This is a genomic window from Nostoc sp. DedQUE09 (genome assembly GCF_034530915.1).
Lineage (GTDB): Bacteria > Cyanobacteriota > Cyanobacteriia > Cyanobacteriales > Nostocaceae > Nostoc.
The window spans coordinates 23,097-44,221 of sequence record NZ_JAVRCE010000059.1 but is presented as its reverse complement, the minus strand read 5'-3'; the positions used below and the strand labels follow the sequence as shown (position 1 = coordinate 44,221).

The following is a 21,125-nucleotide window of genomic DNA, read 5'->3' as shown; positions in this document are numbered from 1 at the left end:
ATATCGCTCGTTAGGTAGTTTTATGAGTTAAGTAAGAAAATGTATACATTACTCGTGTAAGCTAAATCAGCTGATAATTTCAGCCATTGTATCAAGTAAATAGTTCTATTAGATATGCGATCGCATATCTTCTTAAAATGCCAAACCCCAACTTGAAAAATGACCCCTTATGGTTCAAAAATGCAATTATCTACGAACTAGGTGTTCGCACCTTTGCGGACAGTAATGGTGATGGTATTGGTGATTTTCAAGGACTGGCAGAAAAACTAGACTACTTACAAGATTTAGGTATTACTGCCATTTGGTTGTTACCTTTTTTCCCTTCACCACTCAGGGATGATGGTTATGATATTGCCGATTACACTAGTGTCAATCCTATCTATGGCACTTTAGAAGACTTTAAAGCGTTTTTGAGGGCTGCTCATCAACGGGGTATTCGTGTAATTATTGAGTTAATTATTAACCATACATCTGACCAACATCCTTGGTTTCAAAGAGCACGTCGCGCCCCAAAAGGCAGTCAGGAGCGAGATTTTTATGTTTGGAGTGATACTCCTGAGAAATACCAAGAAGCGCGAATAATCTTCCAAGATTTTGAGACATCTAACTGGGCTTGGGATTCAGTTGCCCAAGCTTATTGCTGGCATCGTTTCTATTCCCATCAGCCTGATTTGAATTATGACAATCCCTTGGTGCGCCAGGCAGTATTTGATGTTTTAGATTTTTGGTTGGAGATGGGTGTAGATGGACTACGTATGGATGCTGTACCTTATCTCTACGAACGGCAAGGAACGAACTGCGAAAACTTACCCGAAACCCATGCGTTTTTGAAGGAGTTGCGATCGCACATCGACGCCAAATTTCCTAACCGGATGTTACTAGCTGAGGCGAACCAATGGCCTGAAGATGCAGCTCAATATTACGGTGCAGGGGATGAGTGTCACATGAACTTTCATTTTCCCCTAATGCCGCGTTTGTTTATGGCAGTGCGGATGGAAGATAATTTCCCGATTGTAGATATTCTTCAGCAAACTCCATCAATTCCTGATAACTGTCAGTGGGCATTGTTCCTCCGCAACCATGACGAACTGACTCTAGAAATGGTGACAGATGAAGACCGCGATTTTATGTATGGGGCCTATGCACAAGACCCAATGATGCGGGTAAATTTAGGCATCCGCCGCAGATTAGCGCCGCTTTTGGGCAACGATCGCCGCCAAATTGAGTTACTCAATAGTTTATTATTATCTTTGCCAGGAACCCCCGTACTTTACTACGGTGATGAAATTGGCATGGGAGATAACGTTTATCTAGGCGATCGCAATGGTGTTCGCACACCTATGCAGTGGAGTTCTGACCGCAACGCTGGTTTTAGTCGCGCCAACCCGCAACGCTTGTATCTACCCGTCATCGTTGACTCAGAATATCACTACGAAGCACTCAACGTCGAGGCACAACGGACTAATACCAATTCTCTCTGGTATTGGATGAAACGTTTAATTGCTACTCGCAAACGGTTTGCGGCATTGGGTGAAGGGCGTTTTGAATTGTTACATTCTAATAATCGCAAAGTTTTTGCCTTCAGCCGGATTGCCTCTGAAGAATATGTCTTGGTAGTCGCAAATTTATCTCGTCATGTGCAAACAGTGGCGTTAGATTTATCAGCCTTCAATGGGCTACTACCAGTAGAAATTTTTGGTTCCACTGAGTTCCCACCAATTACAGAATCGCCCTATTTCCTCAGCTTAAGTCCTTATGGGTTTTACTGGTTCACCTTACAAGGTAAACTTAGCTTGACTCAACCCCCTAAACCCCAAGCAGACTTAGCAACGCTGTTGGTAAATGGTTCATGGCAGAATGTGATTTCGCAACGAGAGTCACAAAGCATTCTACAATCAACACTGCGGGATTACCTCTACACCTGTAGCTGGTTTGGCGGCAAAACTCAGATACAATCAGTACAAATTATTGAAGCGATTTCTTTACCCTATAACCAACAGATAGCTCAAATTGTTTGGTTGCAGGTAGATTATATCCAGGGAAACCGCGAAACTTATCTGTTGTTTCTCGCCTATGCAGAAGGTGAGCAAGCAACACATCTTTTAGCAGAAATGCCGCAAGCTGTGATTGCACGCCTTGGGGTGCAAGGCAAAATAGATACTCCTCCATCCAATACTCAAGAAGTTGGAATTTTATTTGATGCTTTAGCAGACAAAAACTTTCTCACCTCACTGCTAGATGGAATCGCTAATCATCACTCTTATAAAGGGATAACCGGAGAATTATTTGGCACTACTACTGATTCATTCTCCAAATTGCACCAAGAGTTAACTAATAGTGAGCCGACTGTCCTGAATAAAGAAGAACAAACTTATATAGTTTATGGCGATCGCTTGTTGTTGAAAATTTTCCGTAAAGTTGAGGAGGGTTTGCACCCAGATTTAGAAATCCGGCGTTTCCTATACCAGAAAAAACGCTTGCAACATTCAGTTTTGCTAGCTGGTGCTTTAGAGTACCGCCGTGCAAAAAAAACAGGCAACAACACTGCCCTACCTACGACTATAGGTATATTAGAAGAGTTTATTTTAGATACCCGTAGTGGCTGGGACTATACTCTTGACAGTTTGCAAAAGTACTTTGATTTAGTGACTACAGAATACGCCACTATTACCGAAGTACCTCTTCCATCAGGTTCTTTGTCGGATTTACAAAGAATTGAAATTCCAGAATTGGCAATTGCAACTATCACTTCTTACCTACAAAGTGTTGAATTGTTGGGTAAATCCACAGCTGAATTCCATATAGCGCTGGCTACAAATATAGATAGCTCAGACTTTGCTCCAGAATCTTTTTCATCACTATATCAACGTTCGATATATCAAAATGCACGTAACTTAACCGGACAAGTATTTCGGTTGTTAAAAGAACGAATAGAGTACTTGCCGAACAATACTCAACCATTAGCATTAGAAGTTCTTAATAGCCAACAGAAAATCTTAGAACGCTTTCAGTTAGTTGTTGGGCAAAAAATTACTGCATTGCGTACTCGTCATCATGGAAACTACCAATTGGGACGAGTATTTTACACAGGAAAAGACTTTTTGATTACTGATTTTGAAGGCAAAGCAGATCGCAGTTTAAGCGAACGACGCATCAAGCGATCGCCTCTACAAGATGTAGCAGGAATGTTGCTATCTTTCAACTATGCAGTTAACGAAGCTCTGGGCTATCAAAAAGAATCTGGGATGATCCTACCTGAAAATTTACCCCTTATAGAACAATGGGGACAGTTTTGGTATACCTGGGTCAGTACTAGCTTTTTGAACTCTTATTTAGAAACTGCTAATCAAGAATCTTTCCTTCCAAACACAAGAGAAGAACTAGATGTGCTGCTTTTTGCCTATCTTCTGGAACAAGCGATTGATGCACTAGGCTATGAATTAAATAATCGCTCTGATTGGGTAAAAATTCCACTCCAATTTATTCTGCAATTATTAAACTTGTCGGGAAATATATAACCCTTTTTGTGTAAGGGTTTTAGAGCTAATTTGTAAACTCAAGTAAAGCCCAGATTATTTTTATTGTTCCTTGTGAGCGCAGCTCATGGAGTCTCTTGCAAAAATATATTTTTGCACTCTTAGGGAAAAGGAAAAAGGTTAAAGGGAAAGGATTTTGAGTTTCTTTACCCTTTTCCCCCGCCCCTTATCCCCAGAGGGGACCCCACCTTCCCCTTTACCCCGACAAATGCCAAGAAGTCTAATGATAGAAGTCAATCAACGCAAGGGTGTTGAAAAAGCCATGACTAAACCACGGAAAAAGCAAGGGAATCCAGATTTTCGCCATCGAGTCAGCGTACCTACCCCAGCCACGCAAGAGATAGAATCACGCCTGTTTGAATTAGTCAGCCCAGGTACATTTGCTAACCTCAAAGGGGTAAAAGACAAAGAACGGAGCTTGCGTTCACGAGTATTGACCTTGCCAGTAATGGCAGTAATTTGGCAATGTGAAGAAATATTTCGCCAACAGCATCCGTGGCTACTCACGCCCCGTATCCTGTAAACAACACGAATTAGACAGCTAGGGCCACAAGGCTGTAACTTGCCTTTTGTATTAATTTGTGGCACATTACTCTTTATCAAATAGCAAATTCCTATCGATTTACTGTAGTTTAAGCTGGTAATTTTATCCAAACTAAAGTCAATAGGTAGAAATTTAGCTTTCAGTTTGCTAATCGAGTGCTTGTCCACACATACTAAAAATGAGCCAAATTATAGAAGAAGTTCTGGCAGCTAATCTTACTTACACTGAAAACTTCGGTGATAAGGGTAATCTCACCATACCCCCATCTCGTCGGTTTGCAATTCTCACTTGCATGGATGCTCGACTTGACCCAGCTAAATTCGCTGGATTAGCTGAAGGGGATGCTCATGTAATTCGCAATGCAGGTGGACGTGCTAGCGATGATGCAATTCGCTCTTTAGTGATTTCTTACAAGTTACTTGGTACTCGTGAATGGTTTGTAATTCATCATACTAATTGTGGAATGGAAACCTTCACAAATGAAATCATCAGTAATTTACTTGCTAGTAGCCTCAAAACAGCCAAACTGGATGAAACAGGTTGGTCTGATATTGGGTCTGGGTCGGGATCAAGCGAAGGCAAGTTTATCAATTGGCTGACTATTGATGATCTCGCCAAAAGCGTTTATGCAGATGTGCAAAGAATTCGTTTGCATCCATTAGTTCCTCTTGAAATTCCTATTTATGGTTATATTTACAATGTCAAAACAGGGCAATTAATTGAAGTTACTGAAGCTACAAAAGTTGGTCAAGTTGGGTAGTTTCATGATCTCGAAGAAGAAAGTGCAGAATAAAAATATTAATCCCCAGTCTCTTCAAGGATACAGCAGCGAATATGGGGTCAATGAGTAAATATTTAATCAATCGATTACTAATTGCTATTCCGACGTTAATTGCCATCAGTGTTGTGATCTTTACTATCCTGGCATTAGCACCAGGCGATCCAATGGGCGAATTTGCCTTGAATCCTTCCATCACAGCTGAAGTTCGGGAAAATATCAAAAAATCTTTAGGTTTAGATCAACCAATTTATATCCGCTATGTCAAGTGGTTTACCGCTTTTATCAGTGGAGATATGGGCTATTCCTTTACTAGCCGCAGTCCAGTAATTGGTTTAATTCTCCAACGGATACCGACAACCTTGTGGGTGGTTGGTTCTGCTTATCTTCTTGGTATATTGCTGGCTATCCCTTTAGGCGTAATTTCGGCTCTCAAACGCAATACTATTGTTGATACAGTTTTGACTACTTTAGTTTTTTTTGGGTTTTCTTTACCAACATTTTTTACAGGATTACTGTTTATTATTATCTTCAGTATCCAGTTAAAATGGTTCCCTTTTATCTACAATAGTACTTTACAGGTAACAGATTGGCAGAGTTTGATCGCTCAAATTAAACAATCTATTATGCCTATTTGTGTATTAGGAATTTGGCAAACAGCAATGCTGATGCGCTTTGTGCGTTCAGAAATTTTGGAAAATATCCATCAAGACTATGTGCGTACTGCTTATGCTAAGGGATTACCGAAATTTTTGGTTATCAATCGTCATGTTTTGCGGAATGCGTTAATTCCTGTAGTTACATTGGTAGCCTTAGATATTCCAAGTGTCTTTACAGGCGCTTTAGTGACAGAAAAGGTTTTCCGGGTTCCGGGTATAGGTGCTTTATTAATTGATTCTATTTATAAGAATGATACACCAGTAGTCATGGCAATTACTTTTATATATGCAATTTTGATTGTTCTTTTTAACCTAGTTGCAGATATTCTTTATGGTTTACTAGATCCTCGCGTCAAGTATACAAAATAGTTAAAAAATTCCAAATTAATAAAAAATAGAGTCCTTACTCTGGCTGTTAGTAGTATACAAATTAAATGTAGAACATCTTTTATGTTGAAGCGATCGCCTAATCAAAGTTCAGAACCATCCGAATTTTTAGTTTCTCCAACACCAACCAATCTTTCTAAGCAAGAAACCCTCACACAAGAAGCATGGCGCAAGTTTCGTCGTAATCGTCAAGCTATGTTTGGGATTGTAGTCTTGCTAATTATAGTGTTAAGTGTTTTGTTTGGGCCATTTATTTATAATATTCCCCTCAACAAAATTGACTTTGCTCAATCGACTCTTGGCCCTAGTTGGGCACATCCATTTGGTACTAATGATTTAGGTCAGGATATATTAGCGAGAGTTTTGTATGGCGGACGAATATCGATCGCAGTCGGAATTTTTTCGATGTTAGTAGCCATGAGTGTCGGTACACTGATTGGCGCACTTGCTGGGTTTTATGGCGGCTGGCTGGATATTGTTTTGATGCGTTTGACAGATTTGTGTTTAGCTTTACCACGACTGCCATTATTATTACTAGTGATATTTTTGTTTCGGGATGCAATTAAGGCGATCGCCGGGCCAGAAATAGGTATATTTGTGTTGATAGTACTCGTGATTGGTGGACTCAACTGGATGTCTGTGGCTAGATTAGTGCGAGCCGGTTTTTTGACAGTGCGGGAGTTAGAATTTGTCACAGCAGCACGCGCCCTTGGTGCTTCCCCTGCACGGTTGATTTGGGTTCATATTTTGCCCAACGTCATTAGTCCCGTACTAGTTGCTGCTACTCTTTCAGTAAGTACTGCGATCGTTACCGAATCAACCCTGAGCTTTTTTGGTTTAGGTTTTCCACCTGATGTGCCAACTTGGGGACGAATGCTTAATGAAGGACAAAACTTTCTAGAATATGCTCCCCACATAGTTATTTTCCCTGGCACAGCAATATTTCTCACGGTGTTAAGCATTAACTATATAGGTGATGCTTTACGAGATGCGCTAGATCCGAGATTATTGTAAATTCATGGAAACACAACACTATTATCACTAGCCTTCAATTACAATTTTTTTCTCATCCGAACAGATGGCATTTTTCGACCGGAACGCAAGATATGTTCTTCAAAACCTTCATTTATATAACCATTAACTTGATAAAACGGTTCAGCGTTTAGCGAAGCGTTCAAATGTAATTCCGACAATCCTCGCTCACGTGCTAAACGTTCTAACTCTTGAAGTATTGCAGTTCCCACTCCAGAACGGCCAAAACTCGGAGACACATACACTGCACGTAACTCACTATTGCTAACAACAATTGCACCAAACCCCACAATTTGGTCATTAATTTCTGCCACGATTCGGGTTTCTTCCCCAATAACAGTATTATCTGCAAAAGCCTTAATTTTAGAGGGCGTAATTGGAGATGCCCAATCTTGAATAATTTCCTTTGGATAACACGATGAAGCAGTTCCATGAATTGCTGCTCGATGTACTTTTAAGACGCTCTCTGCATCTGATGGCAGACAACATCGTACTTTTATATTTGACTTTACAATCTCCGACATGATATTCTCCTCATGAAAGATTTCTCTGTTTTATTAAAAGTATTTTCGCTGATATTATTCTTGATAGCTAGTGGTCTGTCCCATTATTATGAGAGTTTCGTAGTGAGCGATGTATCGCTCAAATTTAAGCACAAAGCGTGCTTGAATATTTGAGGACTGAAGTCCTCACTACAAACGTATTTACCCTTTAAATTTAATTGAACAGAGCAAGTTTCTTCACTCCCCTACTTCAGTCGCCAATCTTTAATATTCCAGGTGCGATCGTCCCAAGGAGTTGAATCTATACCAGTAACTCTGTTACTAACTCCATTAACATTAGCGCGAGAAATTAGAGGAATTACAGCTTGCTCTTTAATTAACAAGTCATTCATCTGAATAAATAATTGTCGGCGTTTTTGTGGGTCTAATTCTGTATTGGACTGTAACCAAAGCTTGTCGTATTCAGGATTACAGTAACGAGAAGTATTCGGTTTCGACCAATTATTTTTCTTCTGGGAAATTTCATTACAAGTCCACGCTTTCAGATAAGTACCTGGATCTGGGTTACTATTGCCACCACTAAACATTTGTAAATCAGCGTGAAAGTGAGCAAGAGTATCTGGGTTAGCAGGGTCACTAGAAAAGAAAATACTTGAATCGATACTTTTGAGTTCTACCCCCACGCCAATAGAAGTTAGTGATTGTTTAATGATTTCCTGAGTTTTCTGGCGGACTGGGTTGACTGAAGTTTGAAACAAAACTTTGAGCTCTACACCATTTTTATCCCGAATGCCGTTACCGTTGGTATCTTTCCATCCAGCTTCATCCAATAAAGCAGCAGCTTTTTTCAAGTCAAATTCAGATTTCGTATTAGGTGAATTATAAATATCTGGTGCTACCACGATATTTGTAACAGCACGACCAGTTTGACCATATAACTGTTGATTAATAGTGTCACGGTCAATAGCATAATTAAAAGCTTGACGCACTTTCAGGTCTTTAAAAAAAGGATGGGGAAACTCTATGCTAGAGCGTTCACCGTCTTTTGATTGTTTGTTAGGGTCAGTTTGATTAATAGTAATCCGTTCCAAATAAGAACCGAAGACGATATCTAATCTACCTTTTCCTGCTGCCTCAAGCTGTTTCAGGATGGGAGCTTCTACTTGGAGGTTCCAGGCAAAATCTACATCTCCAGTCTGCAATACTGCTCTAGCAGCTGAAGTTGCATCTCCACCACCTTTAAGTTCTACTCGCTTAAAAAAAGGTTTATTTGCTTCGCGGAAAAAGGAATTAGCTTCATAGACAACAGTATCACCAGGCTTGAAGTCCACTACTTTGTAGGGGCCAGTTGCTACAGGAAGTAAATTAGCTGGTGCTTCTCTGGCGTTGCTACCGTTGTATTTCTCAAATATATGACGAGGGATGATTGACCCATTGGAACTAATAAACGGCAATGACCAAGCTGGGTTAGGCTCCTGGAAATTGATTTTAACGGTATAGTCGTTCAAGGCTTCAACGCTTTTGACAGCTTGATAATTAGCAGCAGTGGTTGCACCTACAGCTGGATTACTAACAAATTGGTAGGTAAATACCACATCCGCAGCCGTAAATGGTTTACCATCAGACCATTTGACTCCTTGTTTGAGTTTCCAAGTCACTGATTTACCATCTTTTGCTACTCCACCGTTCTCTAAGGAGGGAATTTCTGCTGCGAGAAAGGGGATTAGTTGCCCATCTTTATCAAAGCTGGCCAAGGGTTCGTAAGTAATTCGGCTGGCTTCAAAGTCTTTGTTACCTTGAGCTAGATGGGGATTAAGAATAGTTGGTGCTTGCCAATAGAGAAGCTTTAAGGTATTACTAGCAGCACTAGCATTACTTGCGGCTGTTGGAGTAGAGGCGGTTAGAGATTGAGAATTTGGAGAAGAACAAGCAGTTAGTAACAAAATACTAAGTAACGACTGAGCAAAAATTTGACTCCTACTGAATTTATTAAATATGGTCATGTTGGATTGTCTCTAGCGGTTTAATATCCTGCTTGCTTATTGACTACATTCTGTAAGGGCTGACCAGCTCGGTAGCGCTCTAGATTATGGAGAAACAAGGCGGCGATGCGCCCTTTTAATGCTGGGGAAATTGCGGAAGTGTGGGGTGTGATCAACAGGTTAGGTAAAGACCACAAAGCACTTTCTGGCGGTAGGGGTTCAATAGAAACTGTGTCTAATCCTGCACCTGCAATCCAGCCTTCAGTCAGAGCTTTAGTTAATGCTGATTCATCTACAACCGCACCGCGACCAACATTAATTAAATAGGCATGACTGGGTAGCGATCGCAGTACTTTTTCATCAATTAAGCCTTTAGTTTCTGGTGTCAAAGGTGTCGCAACAATTATATAGTCAACTTCTGGCAATAATGCGTGCCATTCATCTGTACCAACGATTTTATCGAAATTGGGTAACGGTTCGGGACGACGGCGACCACCCCAAACTCTTGCCCCAAATGCTTTAGCACGAGATGCGATCGCCTGACCAATATTCCCAGTACCGAGAATTAACACAGTTGAATTTGCCAACTCTGGCAGTACTAACCAGCTTTTTCGCCAACTGCGTTGATCGTGAGCAACTTGCAGTTGCCGTAACTGCTTGGCGTGATAGAGAATCAAAGTCAATACAAATTCCGAAATCGGAATCGCATGAACCCCCGCGCCATTAGTCAAAATAATATCGTGTTGGAGAAAAATGGGTGTGAGGATGTGATTCACACCCGCGCTAGGAGTTTGTTGCCAACGTATTCCAGGCGCAGCTGCCAGCACTTTATGTAGAGTAGTCGGCTTCAATTTGAACCCATTAAGATAAACTTCTGCATCACTAGCATCACCATCAAAATTACCATCACTATCTACCCGCACAAATCGTGTATCCGATGGTAAGTGTGGCTCAATCTCGGCAGCAAGCTCTATAGGTAGAATTAGTTTGACCACGGCTTAATCCTTCATAAAATTACTTTAATATCCTGCTGACTACTCATCTACCCAGCAATAATATTAGTTAGATAGAGTAGACAGCGATTTGTTAACAGTCAACAGTCATAAGTGAATTGCTCTTCCTGCCTCCTGCCTCTTTCAAATACCCACTGGTTCAGGTTGCCTGACAGGAGGTGTTAAGCTAGCTTTGCCCAGTCCCAAATGGTCGCGCAGGGTCTTGCCTGTATACTCTTTGCGGAATAAACCCCGACGTTCTGAGGTTATACTACAGGTTGTAAGCGTTTAACCCTTGGTATCACCTCTGCGGCAAAGCGATCTAACTCCCGCACAAAGGGAGAGAACTGCAAAGAGCGATCGCGCCCTGGCATAACTGGCATCAAATGGATCTTCGGGTTGATTTAGCGGTCCCCAGTTTCCATAGACCGGAATCCAAATTCCATATCGTGGTTCAGTCATGGTCGCTTTGCTCCAATTTCAATGAGAACTACCAGTTACAATCAGTTCTTCAAAACATCTGCGATCGCTGCTTAATCCTAATTAAAAGGACTCTCAAAAGACTACAGGTTTTAGAGTCAAATATGCATTTTTTCTGTTCATAAACAAAATCATGGTTTTCACGCATATTTTGTTTATTAAACAGACATTCAAAGAACTGGCATAGTTAAGCTATTTTCATAAACTACGATAAGTCTATCGGTTTATAGATGTTAAATTATAAACTAGGAAACACTTTACAAGGCTAGATAAAGCAAGTCAAGCTTTTCTTGAAGAATCTCAGATTTTAGTGTTTGTTCTCGCTGTTCTCTTTACCATTGCCAATATGTCAATGACTTTGATCCGAGTTGGAGTTTCTTTTTGCTATCTTCTCGTAGTGCGGGAGCAAGTTGATTATAGTTACTGCTAGGTTTTAGCCGGGATAGGAGTTCTGCGGTTTCCATTGCCAACCAGTGATAACCAGAGGCAAGCGATCGCCGATTTCTCCAAACGCAATGCACCGCACATCAAGGGTATCTTGAATCTCACCATCCCCCCTGACGAGTCCCCAATCTGGATTTTAGGCAGTATTTCTCACAACTGGGACTGTCTACCGAATCGCGGCGGCCTGTTAAAGACGGCAAGCGGGTTAGATATTATCGGCTCAATACTGAGGATGTCGTGTTTGCTCAACAGGTGTTGCAGTACCGCCAAAGGCAACGGGAGGACAGGGAAACCAAACGCCAGGAGGAGCAGGAACGGAATCAGGCTTACGCAGCTAGAATGCAGATTATGTATGGGATAAACCCTGCGTCCACACCTGATAATTAAATTTCTACTGGTTCTTGATCAAATTTTCGCATCAATTCTACAAGAGCTTCCTTGTCTGGTGTTTGCCCATCCTTCAAAAGAAGAGCTAACCCTTCAAAATATTTTTCGCGTTCTCCTGCTGGACAAAACATGATTAATAATTTTGCAGGCACAGTTCCTCGGTTAGCGAATGTATGAGGTGTATTACGTGGAACTAGCACAAATGCTCCTGGTTGTCCCTGCACTATCTGATTGCCAACTTGAATTTCTACTTCTCCTGACAAAACATAAAACATTTCCTCCATTTGTCGATGAATATGCAGCACTGGAGCAGTTCCACCTGGCTGTATTAAGTTTTCAAACAGTCCCAAGTGACCATGAGTATCGGCACCAACTACCTTAAATGTTATTTCACTATTCCCAGTAGTTAAATGATTACCTTGTCCTGGTGCTAATACAATTTCTTTAACTGGTAAACTCATCAATACTCCTACTTCTTAAAAGGTTATTTCTCAATCCTAATTCCGATAGTCAAGCATTTGTTCAATCAGTAGCAGATAATACCTGTATTTTATATGCGTAGGCGCAGCCGTCATAGACATGGCACTACCTCTAGCATCTGGTTAAAAGTCTCTGGGCGTACACCACACAAGCGTTTAAACTCTTCTGGTTTTAGGCTCTTTACTTGGTCATAGGTCATAAATGCTACCCAACTCTAACCTACTTGTCTCACTTATCTGGGACTTTTGCAAGAGACTCCATAAGCTGCGCTCACAAGGAACAATGAAAATAATCTGGGAATGATTTTGCGTTGTTTCAGCCTCTATTTTTAAGGCAGGTCTCTTCTCAATACCTTTGCCAAAATAAGAGCTAACAAAAATTCTGGCTTGCATTGGTAAAATTACCCATGCATAAGCGTTTCGCTTCAAAAGTAGTTTTATCATCTTAAACCCAAATGCATTGGTCAATACGTTAAAAAAACCTAGTGGTCAACCTTAAAGGAATTTTTATAACTTATTGCTTTTACCAAGTCTCAGAGAAAAGAGAGTTAATAGTTCAAGCACCATCAACTCACTCTCGTAAATTAGCAAAGGTATTAACTAATATAGCGAAACAGCTTAGTAGAACATTGTTTTGGCAGGAAGAACGCAGTAATCTTTATAATATGCTAGCGATGTGTTTTAAACTGAACTCAGGTCATATTAAGCCTCTCCCATGATCAGTCCCTCGATCGTATGCGCTTGTACAATAGGTTCTAGTTCTTCAACGATCCGGCAGGCGAAGTGCTTTCGGTGTTCTACAGGGATAGTGTCGTAGTAAGACCGAGTGAACTGGAGATCGTGCCGCTTTGCATTCTGAGCATCTGGAGCATCCACACCAAGCACTAGCACCGGCCGCGATTTTTGGGAGTGGTTGGCGGTACCTCGATGAATGGTCAGCGCTGACCGAACAGATATATCTCCACGTTTCGGCATCTTCCTCACAGTGCGCTCCTGATATCGGCCGTAGACAGATTTAGGCGGAAACATTTCGTGTTTGAAGCCGATTGGCCGATCCCACTGGGTGCCGGGTGCTATCTCGAACGGACCCATGTCCTCTTCAACGTCCACGGTGGTCAAGTTGAAGGCGAGGGAGTTGAGCCTGCGTCCTGTCAGAGTGGCTTCAGGCGCGGGAAAGTCGCGGTGCCACGGCTGATTCATGGAGCCAGCCAAAGGCACGTCGAACCCAATCTCCACGATTTTGTAGTCCTTAGAGAGAACCGCGGTTGACACTGCAACTACCCAAGGATGTGTCACGAGGTCGAGAAACCCCCTGATTCTCTCCGGGTGAATCTCTACGTAGTATCGGTTAGGGCCGCGCCCCACCGCCCCTCCAGGACACGCGAGCGCTTCTGAGAAGAGAACCTCAATATCCTCACCGAGGCGATCTGCCCACGTCTGTTCAAACGCTCCTTTTAACCCAATGATCCCATCGCCGTAGAGTCCACCCATTATGCTAGCAGTATCGTACTGCTCATCGAGCGCGGTCGCGGAGATGTCTTCTGTTTTTTCGACTTGGACAGTATTTGTGTAGTCAAGGGCAACTTCGTATGCGGCGGTATTCATCCCAATCTCCTTCTGAGAGCGTTTTAAAAGAAGGTCATAACAGGGTCATCGTGGGCGAGATTATAGCAATATAGTTCTGCTACCCTGCCACAATAACCTTAAGAACTAATAATAATTTGGGCTAGAGGGTACGTAATTGGGCGATAAATTTCTAAATAAAAGGGTTTTCGGCGATGACATCCAAAAGATGCTCCAGTTTTTAACCAAAACATTGTAAATAAAATTAATAAATAGGGCTTGCTGTTGTCGCCATACATACCCAAAATTTACACTCTAGGGGAGACCACTTTCACTCCTATACCAGCCGTCATAAAAGAGATCCACGCTACACAACGAATAAACTCGAAACATTCTGTGCAGATTAATCGCTTATTGTCATCAACCTAAGAAACCCAGCCTTCAATTGGAGTGGCTTTTACCTTCATATGTTTAACCCGAACTCAGGTTACTTGGTTTAGGCAACAAATTATCGAGTGGTTGGAGAATTTACCTGGAGATCAAGGACAACTGGCTAAAAATGAACAAAACCAAATAGAACCTCAGAAGATGAAAAATGTAGATAGCTGGATTGCTGTATAGTTTGGGTTATGCCAGATTATCCTCTCAAGAGTTGCTCTATGATCGCTCTACCTGGTATTGCTATCCAAAACAAAATATACGAAAGTTCCAATTCTCTAGTTTACCGGGGTATCAGAGACGATGGAGTAGCGATCGTCGCCAAAATATTAAAGCTTGATTATCCCTCTCCTCAAGAATTGACCCGCTACAGACAGGAATATAAAATTACTCGTTGCCTAAATCTGGAAGGAGTTGTCAAGGCATACAGCCAGCAGAATTATCAGCGTACTCTGGTGATTATCTTAGAAGATTTTGGTGGAGAGTCTCTAGAGCAATGGATGCACAAGCGTCCAGAAATCTTCTGCCCCATGCCTTTATCCACTTTTCTCGGTCTGGCAATCGCCCTCACCGACATTCTGGGCAGAATCCATGCAGCCAACGTTATTCATAAGGATATCAACCCTGGAAATATCGTCCTCAATCTCGATACTGGCGTTGTCAAAATTATTGACTTTGGGATTGCCACCCAATTTAACCGCACGAATCCGACTTTTAAAAGTCCTCATGTATTAGAAGGAACACTTGCATATTTATCTCCAGAGCAAACAGGCCGGATGAACCGTTTGCTCGATTACCGCAGCGATTTTTACTCCCTTGGTGTGACGTTCTACGAACTGCTAACCGGACATCTGCCGTTTCCCACAACAGACATCCTTGAGCTAGTCCATTGTCATATTGCTAAACAGCCTGTTCCACCTCACGAACTGAATGCAGCGATCCCTAAAGCCGTTTCAGATATCGTTTTGAAATTGATGGCGAAAAACGCAGAGGATCGTTATCAAAGTGCCTGGGGCATTAAAGCAGATTTAGAAATCGGTCTTCACCAGTTTGCACAAACTGATCAAATTGACCACATTCAACTCGGTCTTCAAGACGTTTCGGATCGGTTTCAAATTCCTCAAAAATTGTATGGACGCGAAGCAGAGATTGAAGCATTATTGGCAGCGTTTGACAGAGTAGCACAAACGCGGAATGAAGAATTGAGAGTGAAGAATCAAGAAAATTCTCAATTCCAAGTCGAGATGATGTTGGTATCTGGCTACGCTGGGGTTGGCAAATCAGCGTTAGTACAAGAACTCTACAAGCCCATCACTGCAAAACGTGGCTATTTTGTCTCTGGTAAGTTTGACCAATTTGGGCGCAATATTCCCTACAGTGCGATCGCAGATGCCCTGCAAAAATTGGTACAACAATTGCTCGGTGAACCAGACGAGCAAGTGCAACAATGGCGATCGCGCTTGCTAACGGCTTTGGGAAGCAACGGACAAATTATCATTGATATCATCCCGGAAGTTGAATTAATTATCGGCAAGCAGCCGCCTGTATCAGAAGTTGGAGCAACTGAAGCTCAAAATCGCTTCAATCTAATTTTTCAGAAGTTTGTGCGGGTGTTTTGTTCAGAGTCACACCCGCTTGTGATTTTTTTAGATGATTTGCAATGGATAGACTCAGCAACGCTGAAGTTAATCGAGCTGATGTTGCTTGATGAACAAACCCAATTCCTATTTTTAATTGGAGCTTATCGAGATAATGAGGTAAATCCAACTCATCCGTTGATGTTAACGCTAGAAAGACTGCGAAAACAAGGGGCAGTGCTTCAGGAAATTATCCTAACACCATTAACGCTAGGCCCACTGAGTGAGTTGATTGCCGAGACGCTACATCAGAATGCAGACACCGTTTTTTCCTTAGCCGAGTTAGTACTGCGTAAAACCGAGGGCAATCCTTTCTTTGTCGGTGAATTTTTGAGAATGCTGCATAGCGAAAATCTGCTGACATTTGACCCCCCTCAATCCCCCCTTGGTAAGGGGGGAAGTAAAGGGGGGTGGCAATGGAACATTGCTGAGATTCAAGCCCAGGATATTACCGATAATGTGGTGGAGTTGCTACTGAGCCAGTTAAATAAATTACCAGAAAACACACAGCAAATTCTCCAGTTAGCAGCTTGTATCGGTGCTGATTTTAATTTAAATACGTTAGCGATCGTTTGCGAACAATCTCCTAAAGCAATTTCTCTAGATTTACTAGTAGCCATTCAAGCTGGATTAATTCAACCTATATCTGAATTAGACGAAAACCTATTAGTTCAAGAATATAAGTTTTTGCATGATCGCGTACAGCAAGCAGCATACGCCTTAATCGATGAGTCGCAAAAACTTGGGGTATATCTGCAAATCGGTCGCAATTTACTCGAAAAGACTTCGCCGGAGCAACGAGCAGAGCGGTTGTTTGAAATTGTTGACCACCTGAATTATGGAACCGAGTTAATCACTGAGCAATCCCAACGGAATGAGATTGCCAAACTGAATTTGCAAGCAGGTCAGAAAGCGCTAGCAGCGATGGCTTATGAAGCAGCATTCAAGTATTTCAATACAGGGCTTAAACTCCTTGATGTGGAAAGTTGGCAGCGTGAGTATGACCTAACTTTGGCGTTGCATTCAGAGGCAGCAGAGGCAGCATACCTCAGTGGTCACTTTGATGAAATGGAGCGGCTTGTAGAAGAAGTGCTCAACCTTGCGAAGACGGTACTCGATAAAGTGAAAGCTTACGATAGCATAATTCAAGCATGGCTGGCGCGAGGAAACCCTAAAGAAGCGCTAAAAGCTGGTTTGGAAGTGCTGCAACTCTTGGGAATTAGTTTAGTAGAAACCCCCAGTCAGTTAGACGTTCAAGCAGGATTAGAGGAAACAAGTTCACGATTGGCTGGGCAAGAAATCGAAAATTTGATTGATCTGCCAGAGATGACTGAAACTGTGCCACTGGCAGCAATCTACATTTTAGTCAGCACAGTGGGAGCGGCTTTTAATGTGTCACCCCCTCTGATGGTGCTGATTGTCTGCAAGATGGTGAATTTATCGATCGCTCATGGAAACGCTATCTGGTCGCTTCTCGGTTATGCTGCCTATGGCATGATGCTATGTGGAGTTGTACAAGACTTTGAACTGGGCTATCGATTTGGCAAACTATCCTTAAATTTAGCGAAAAGATTAAATAACAAGAGAGGTAACTGCAAAGCATTGCTGATGGTGAATTTCCATATCATTCACTGGAAAGCCCACCTGAAAGAGACGTTTCCCGCTTTAGCGGATGCTTATCAAAGCGGGATAGAAAGTGGAGAGTTTGAATTTGCAGGTTATTGTGCATTTAGCCTATGTTATTGCCCCTTTTTTGCAGGACAAGAACTGACAGAACTGGAACAACAAACAGCGATTTATCGTAAAGCCACCAGTCAAATTAGGCGAGAGACTGTTTCCACTTGGCTGGCAATGTTGCAGCAAACGATCCTTAACCTGCGGGGTCAATCTGAAAATCCAAGTAGCTTAGTGGGTTGTCTCTATGACGAAGAGGAAGCACTAGCACAGGCGATCGCGGTCAAGGATGGAACTAGCCTTCACTACTTTTACTTAAATAAGCTGATTTTATGCTATTTGTTCGGGGATTATGAGCAAGCTGCAAAAACGGCTACTTTGTCAGAACAATATTTAAGCGCAGCCACAGCATTAGTCTCTGTACCTCCATTTCATTTCTATGACTCCCTCATATTTTTGAGCTTGTTTGCGGATGCTTCAAACTCTGAAAAAGCAGCTTGGTTGAATCGCGTTAACGCCAACCAAGAGAAGATGCAGAAATGGGCAAACCACGCCCCCATGAATTTTTTGCATAAATTTCAGTTAGTTGAGGCAGAGAAAGCACGAGTTTTGGGTCAGTTTTTTGAAGCAGAGGAGTTTTACGAACAAGCAATTCAAGGTGCTAAAGAAAACGAGTACCTTCAAGAAGAAGCCTTAGGCTATGAGTTAGCTGCTAAACATTACTTGGCTCGTGGTCGAGAAAAATTTGCTCAACTTTATATGAAGGAAGCCCATTACTGCTATGAGCGGTGGGGAGCAACCGCAAAAGCCAAAGATTTAGAGACTCGCTATCCACAGTTTTTTCCTCAGTCACTGAATGTGTCTTCCACACCAATCTACACCACTGCTGGAACTACTTCTAACACCTCACACATTGCTTTTGACTTAGCAACAGTGATCAGAGCATTCCAGGCCATCTCTAGCGAAATTGAACTGGATCAGTTACTCAATTCTTTGATGCAGATATTAATTGAGAATGCTGGCGCACAAACTGGGTGCTTGATTTTGGAAAACGCAGGAGAATGGGCGATTGAGGCTGCTTGTGAACTGGCTGAGGGTGCGAATTTTTGTACTACACAAGTACTGCAATCGATTTCAATGGTAAATCGCTTACCCGAATCCATCATTCATTATGTGATTCGGACTCATGAATCTGTCATCTTAAATGATGCAACTTGTGAAGGTAATTTCATCAATGAGCCATATATTCAGCAGAACCAAACGAAATCACTTCTTTGCTTGCCTCTGTTGAATCAAAGTAAACTTGTTGGTGTGTTGTATCTGGAAAATCGATTAGTAACTGGGGCATTTACACCGGAGCGATCGCAACTTCTAAATCTACTATCTACTCAGGCAGCAATTGCGATCGAAAATGCCAAACTCTATTCAAAGCTACGCACTAGCGAAAGTCAGATGGCTCAATTTCTAGAAGCGATTCCAGTCGGAATTGGCATCGTCGATGCGGCAGGTCGTCCTTATTACGCCAATCAACGGGGTATCCAGTTAATGGGTAGAGGGATTGATCCTTCCGTACCACCTAATCAAATCGCTGAGGTTTATCAGTTCTATGTGACCGGAACGAATCAAATCTATCCAACAGAGAGACTGCCAGGCATCCGGGCGTTGAGCGGCGAACGTACCAAGATTGATGATGTAGATATCCGGCAGAACAATGCAACCATTCCAATTGAGGTATGGGGCACTCCTGTCTTTGATGAACAGGGCAATGTAGTTTATGGAATCGTTGCCTTTCAAGACATTACCGAACGCAAGAAAGCTGAACAACTACTTGCTGATTACAATCGCACCTTAGAACAACAGGTTGCAGCACGGACAGCAGCTTTACAGCAAAGCGAAGCAGAACTACGCCATCGAGAACAGGAATTACGAGTGATTACGGACGCTCTACCTGTTTGTATCACCTATGTAGATGCCAACCAGCGTTATCGGTTTGCCAACCGCACTTACGAGGAATGGTTTCACCGTAGTCCAGGTGAGATTCTGGGCAAGCATGTTTGCGAAAACTTGGGTGAAGCGTCTTATCAAGTTGTACAACCATACATCAATCAAGCACTGGCAGGGCAAATCACAACCTATGAGGCAGAAATTCCTTGTGTGTTTGGCAAGAAATATATCAGTAATTCCCTCATCCCTGATTTCGATGACAATGGTCAAGTGAAAGGATACTATGGTTTGATTGCAGATATCAGCGATCGCAAACGTGCTGAGGAAGCTTCAATTCTGGAAGAGCGTAACCGCATGGCACGAGAAATTCACGATACATTAGCACAGGCTTTTACAGGCGTTTTGCTCCATGTAGGATCTGTAACACAAATGCTGGTAGATGATTCGGGATCTGCTCAGATATATCTGGAAAGGCTGGAAAAGATTGATGACTTAGCTCGAACTGGACTTGCTGAAGCTCGTCGTTCAGTGGTAGCGCTCCGTCCCCAGTTGTTAGAAGAGAATACTTTACAGAGTGCGCTACATTGCCTTGTAACTCAAATGCGGTCAACTACCAAGACCACTTTAATCTACGAAAGCAAGGGCATAGTTTACTCTCTTCCAACTGAAGTAGAAAATCACTTACTACGGATTGGACAGGAAGCTTTAACAAACGCCATCAAGTACGCAAATGCTAGTAAAATTCTGGTTGAGCTAGTGTATGAAGATACTCAATGTCTTCTGCACATTAAAGATGATGGACAGGGCTTTGGGGTTGGGAGCCTTTCATCACTTGTTGGCTTTGGTTTGTTGGGAATGAGCGAACGAGCAGAACGGATTGGCGCACATCTAGCGATTCAAAGCCAACCTGGACAAGGAACAGAAATTATTGTCACTGTCAATCGGGAGCGAGAATCACCATGAGTCGATCCACTAAAATTCGGGTTCTAATTGTTGACGATCACTCCCTCATTACAGAAGGATTGGCAAACATCATTAACTATGATCCAGAAATGACAGTGGTTGCTCAAGCGGAGGACGGACAACAGGCGATCAACCGTTATCGTGAACATCAGCCTGATGTCACCCTTATGGATTTACGAATGCCGAGAATGGCAGGGGTTGAAGCCATTACTGCGATTTGTGCTGAATTTAAGTCAGCTCGAATTATTGTGCTAACCACATACGATGGCGATGAAGATATTTATCGAGGATTGCGAGCAGGCGCTCAGGGCTATCTGCTTAAAGATGCAAAACCAAATGAACTTTTGAATGCGATCCGCATCGTTCATAATGGTCAGCAGTATGTTTCTCCGACCGTGGGAAGAAAATTGGTAGAACGGATGAACAACCCAGTACTCAGTGAACGAGAGCTAGAAGTGCTCCGTTTAATGGCGCAGGGATTGAGTAACCAAGACATTGGAACTGCTCTAAATATTGGTGAAAGCACTGTTAAATCGCATGTGACTCGTATTTTGAGCAAGCTGGGAGTTAGCGATCGCACGCAAGCCGTCATTGTTGCTGTTAAACGTGGGCTTGTTAATTTATAGGTTTCACTTTAATCGAGACTTGGATTCCAACTTTAGTCGGAGTCAAGCTACTGCTTTTGATGGATTACTTCGTCCAT

At 42.3% G+C, this 21,125-nt stretch carries 16 protein-coding genes; 9 read left to right on the top strand and 7 right to left on the bottom strand.

The features are described 5' to 3' along the window. Nucleotides 1–137 precede the first annotated feature (137 nt). The 5 genes from treS (at nucleotide 138) to RMY27_RS27710 (ending at nucleotide 6,918) form a co-directional block, all read left to right on the top strand. Nucleotides 138–3,518 carry a maltose alpha-D-glucosyltransferase gene (treS, locus tag RMY27_RS27730; RefSeq protein ID WP_322668078.1) on the top strand — a complete coding sequence of 1,127 codons (3,381 nt, stop codon included), beginning with the start codon at nucleotides 138–140 and terminating at the stop codon, nucleotides 3,516–3,518. Nucleotides 3,519–3,759: 241 nt separating this feature from the next. Then, nucleotides 3,760–4,059 (top strand): hypothetical protein, encoded by a 300-nt coding sequence (locus tag RMY27_RS27725; RefSeq protein WP_322668071.1) that lies wholly within the window; start codon nucleotides 3,760–3,762, stop codon nucleotides 4,057–4,059. A gap of 199 nt (nucleotides 4,060–4,258) precedes the next feature. Continuing rightward, nucleotides 4,259–4,840 (top strand): carbonic anhydrase, encoded by a 582-nt coding sequence (locus RMY27_RS27720; RefSeq protein WP_322668070.1) that lies wholly within the window; start codon nucleotides 4,259–4,261, stop codon nucleotides 4,838–4,840. An 83-nt stretch (nucleotides 4,841–4,923) separates the two neighbouring features. Next, nucleotides 4,924–5,886, top strand: coding sequence for an ABC transporter permease (locus RMY27_RS27715; RefSeq protein ID WP_322668069.1), 963 nt, complete (start codon nucleotides 4,924–4,926; stop codon nucleotides 5,884–5,886). A gap of 81 nt (nucleotides 5,887–5,967) precedes the next feature. Then, nucleotides 5,968–6,918, top strand: coding sequence for an ABC transporter permease (locus tag RMY27_RS27710; protein ID WP_322668068.1), 951 nt, complete (start codon nucleotides 5,968–5,970; stop codon nucleotides 6,916–6,918). Between the two features lie 38 nt (nucleotides 6,919–6,956). On the opposite strand, the gene RMY27_RS27705 is transcribed toward RMY27_RS27710, so the two are convergent. The 5 genes from RMY27_RS27705 to RMY27_RS27685 form a co-directional block, all read right to left on the bottom strand. Next, nucleotides 6,957–7,460 carry a GNAT family N-acetyltransferase gene (locus RMY27_RS27705; RefSeq protein WP_322668067.1) on the bottom strand — a complete coding sequence of 168 codons (504 nt, stop codon included), beginning with the start codon at nucleotides 7,458–7,460 and terminating at the stop codon, nucleotides 6,957–6,959. 224 nt (nucleotides 7,461–7,684) lie between these two features. Beyond that, nucleotides 7,685–9,442 (bottom strand): peptide ABC transporter substrate-binding protein, encoded by a 1,758-nt coding sequence (locus RMY27_RS27700; protein ID WP_322668066.1) that lies wholly within the window; start codon nucleotides 9,440–9,442, stop codon nucleotides 7,685–7,687. A gap of 20 nt (nucleotides 9,443–9,462) precedes the next feature. After that, nucleotides 9,463–10,416: a D-2-hydroxyacid dehydrogenase gene (locus RMY27_RS27695; protein WP_322668065.1), complete on the bottom strand. Its 954-nt coding sequence runs from the start codon at nucleotides 10,414–10,416 to the stop codon at nucleotides 9,463–9,465. Nucleotides 10,417–10,701: 285 nt separating this feature from the next. After that, nucleotides 10,702–10,875, bottom strand: coding sequence for a hypothetical protein (locus RMY27_RS27690; RefSeq protein ID WP_322668064.1), 174 nt, complete (start codon nucleotides 10,873–10,875; stop codon nucleotides 10,702–10,704). A 350-nt stretch (nucleotides 10,876–11,225) separates the two neighbouring features. Continuing rightward, nucleotides 11,226–11,414: a hypothetical protein gene (locus RMY27_RS27685; RefSeq protein ID WP_322668063.1), complete on the bottom strand. Its 189-nt coding sequence runs from the start codon at nucleotides 11,412–11,414 to the stop codon at nucleotides 11,226–11,228. A gap of 160 nt (nucleotides 11,415–11,574) precedes the next feature. Between RMY27_RS27685 and RMY27_RS27680 the strand changes: the two genes are divergently transcribed. Then, on the top strand, nucleotides 11,575–11,724 hold the full coding sequence (locus tag RMY27_RS27680) for a hypothetical protein (RefSeq protein ID WP_322668062.1): 150 nt from the start codon (nucleotides 11,575–11,577) through the stop codon (nucleotides 11,722–11,724). Here RMY27_RS27680 and RMY27_RS27675 read toward each other — a convergent pair. Together RMY27_RS27675 and RMY27_RS27670 are read right to left on the bottom strand one after the other, a co-directional pair. Then, nucleotides 11,721–12,185 (bottom strand): cupin domain-containing protein, encoded by a 465-nt coding sequence (locus tag RMY27_RS27675; protein WP_099102428.1) that lies wholly within the window; start codon nucleotides 12,183–12,185, stop codon nucleotides 11,721–11,723. The two genes, RMY27_RS27680 and RMY27_RS27675, sit on opposite strands and share 4 nt — an antisense overlap. 720 nt (nucleotides 12,186–12,905) lie before the next feature. Continuing rightward, nucleotides 12,906–13,808, bottom strand: coding sequence for a phytanoyl-CoA dioxygenase family protein (locus tag RMY27_RS27670; RefSeq protein ID WP_322668061.1), 903 nt, complete (start codon nucleotides 13,806–13,808; stop codon nucleotides 12,906–12,908). A gap of 408 nt (nucleotides 13,809–14,216) precedes the next feature. Between RMY27_RS27670 and RMY27_RS27665 the strand changes: the two genes are divergently transcribed. Genes RMY27_RS27665 through RMY27_RS27655 form a run of 3 tightly spaced genes read left to right on the top strand, consistent with a single transcriptional unit; the run spans nucleotide 14,217 to nucleotide 21,048 of the window. Beyond that, nucleotides 14,217–14,387, top strand: a complete 171-nt coding sequence (locus RMY27_RS27665) for a hypothetical protein (protein ID WP_322668060.1) — start codon at nucleotides 14,217–14,219, stop codon at nucleotides 14,385–14,387. Between the two features lie 38 nt (nucleotides 14,388–14,425). Continuing rightward, a complete protein-coding gene (locus RMY27_RS27660; RefSeq protein WP_322668059.1) occupies nucleotides 14,426–20,422 on the top strand; it encodes an AAA family ATPase in 5,997 nt (1,998 codons plus the stop codon). Further along, complete coding sequence (locus RMY27_RS27655) at nucleotides 20,419–21,048, top strand: response regulator transcription factor (RefSeq protein ID WP_322668058.1); 630 nt, start codon at nucleotides 20,419–20,421, stop codon at nucleotides 21,046–21,048. The genes RMY27_RS27660 and RMY27_RS27655 overlap by 4 nt, the downstream gene beginning before the upstream one ends. The last annotated feature ends 77 nt before the right edge of the window (nucleotides 21,049–21,125 follow it).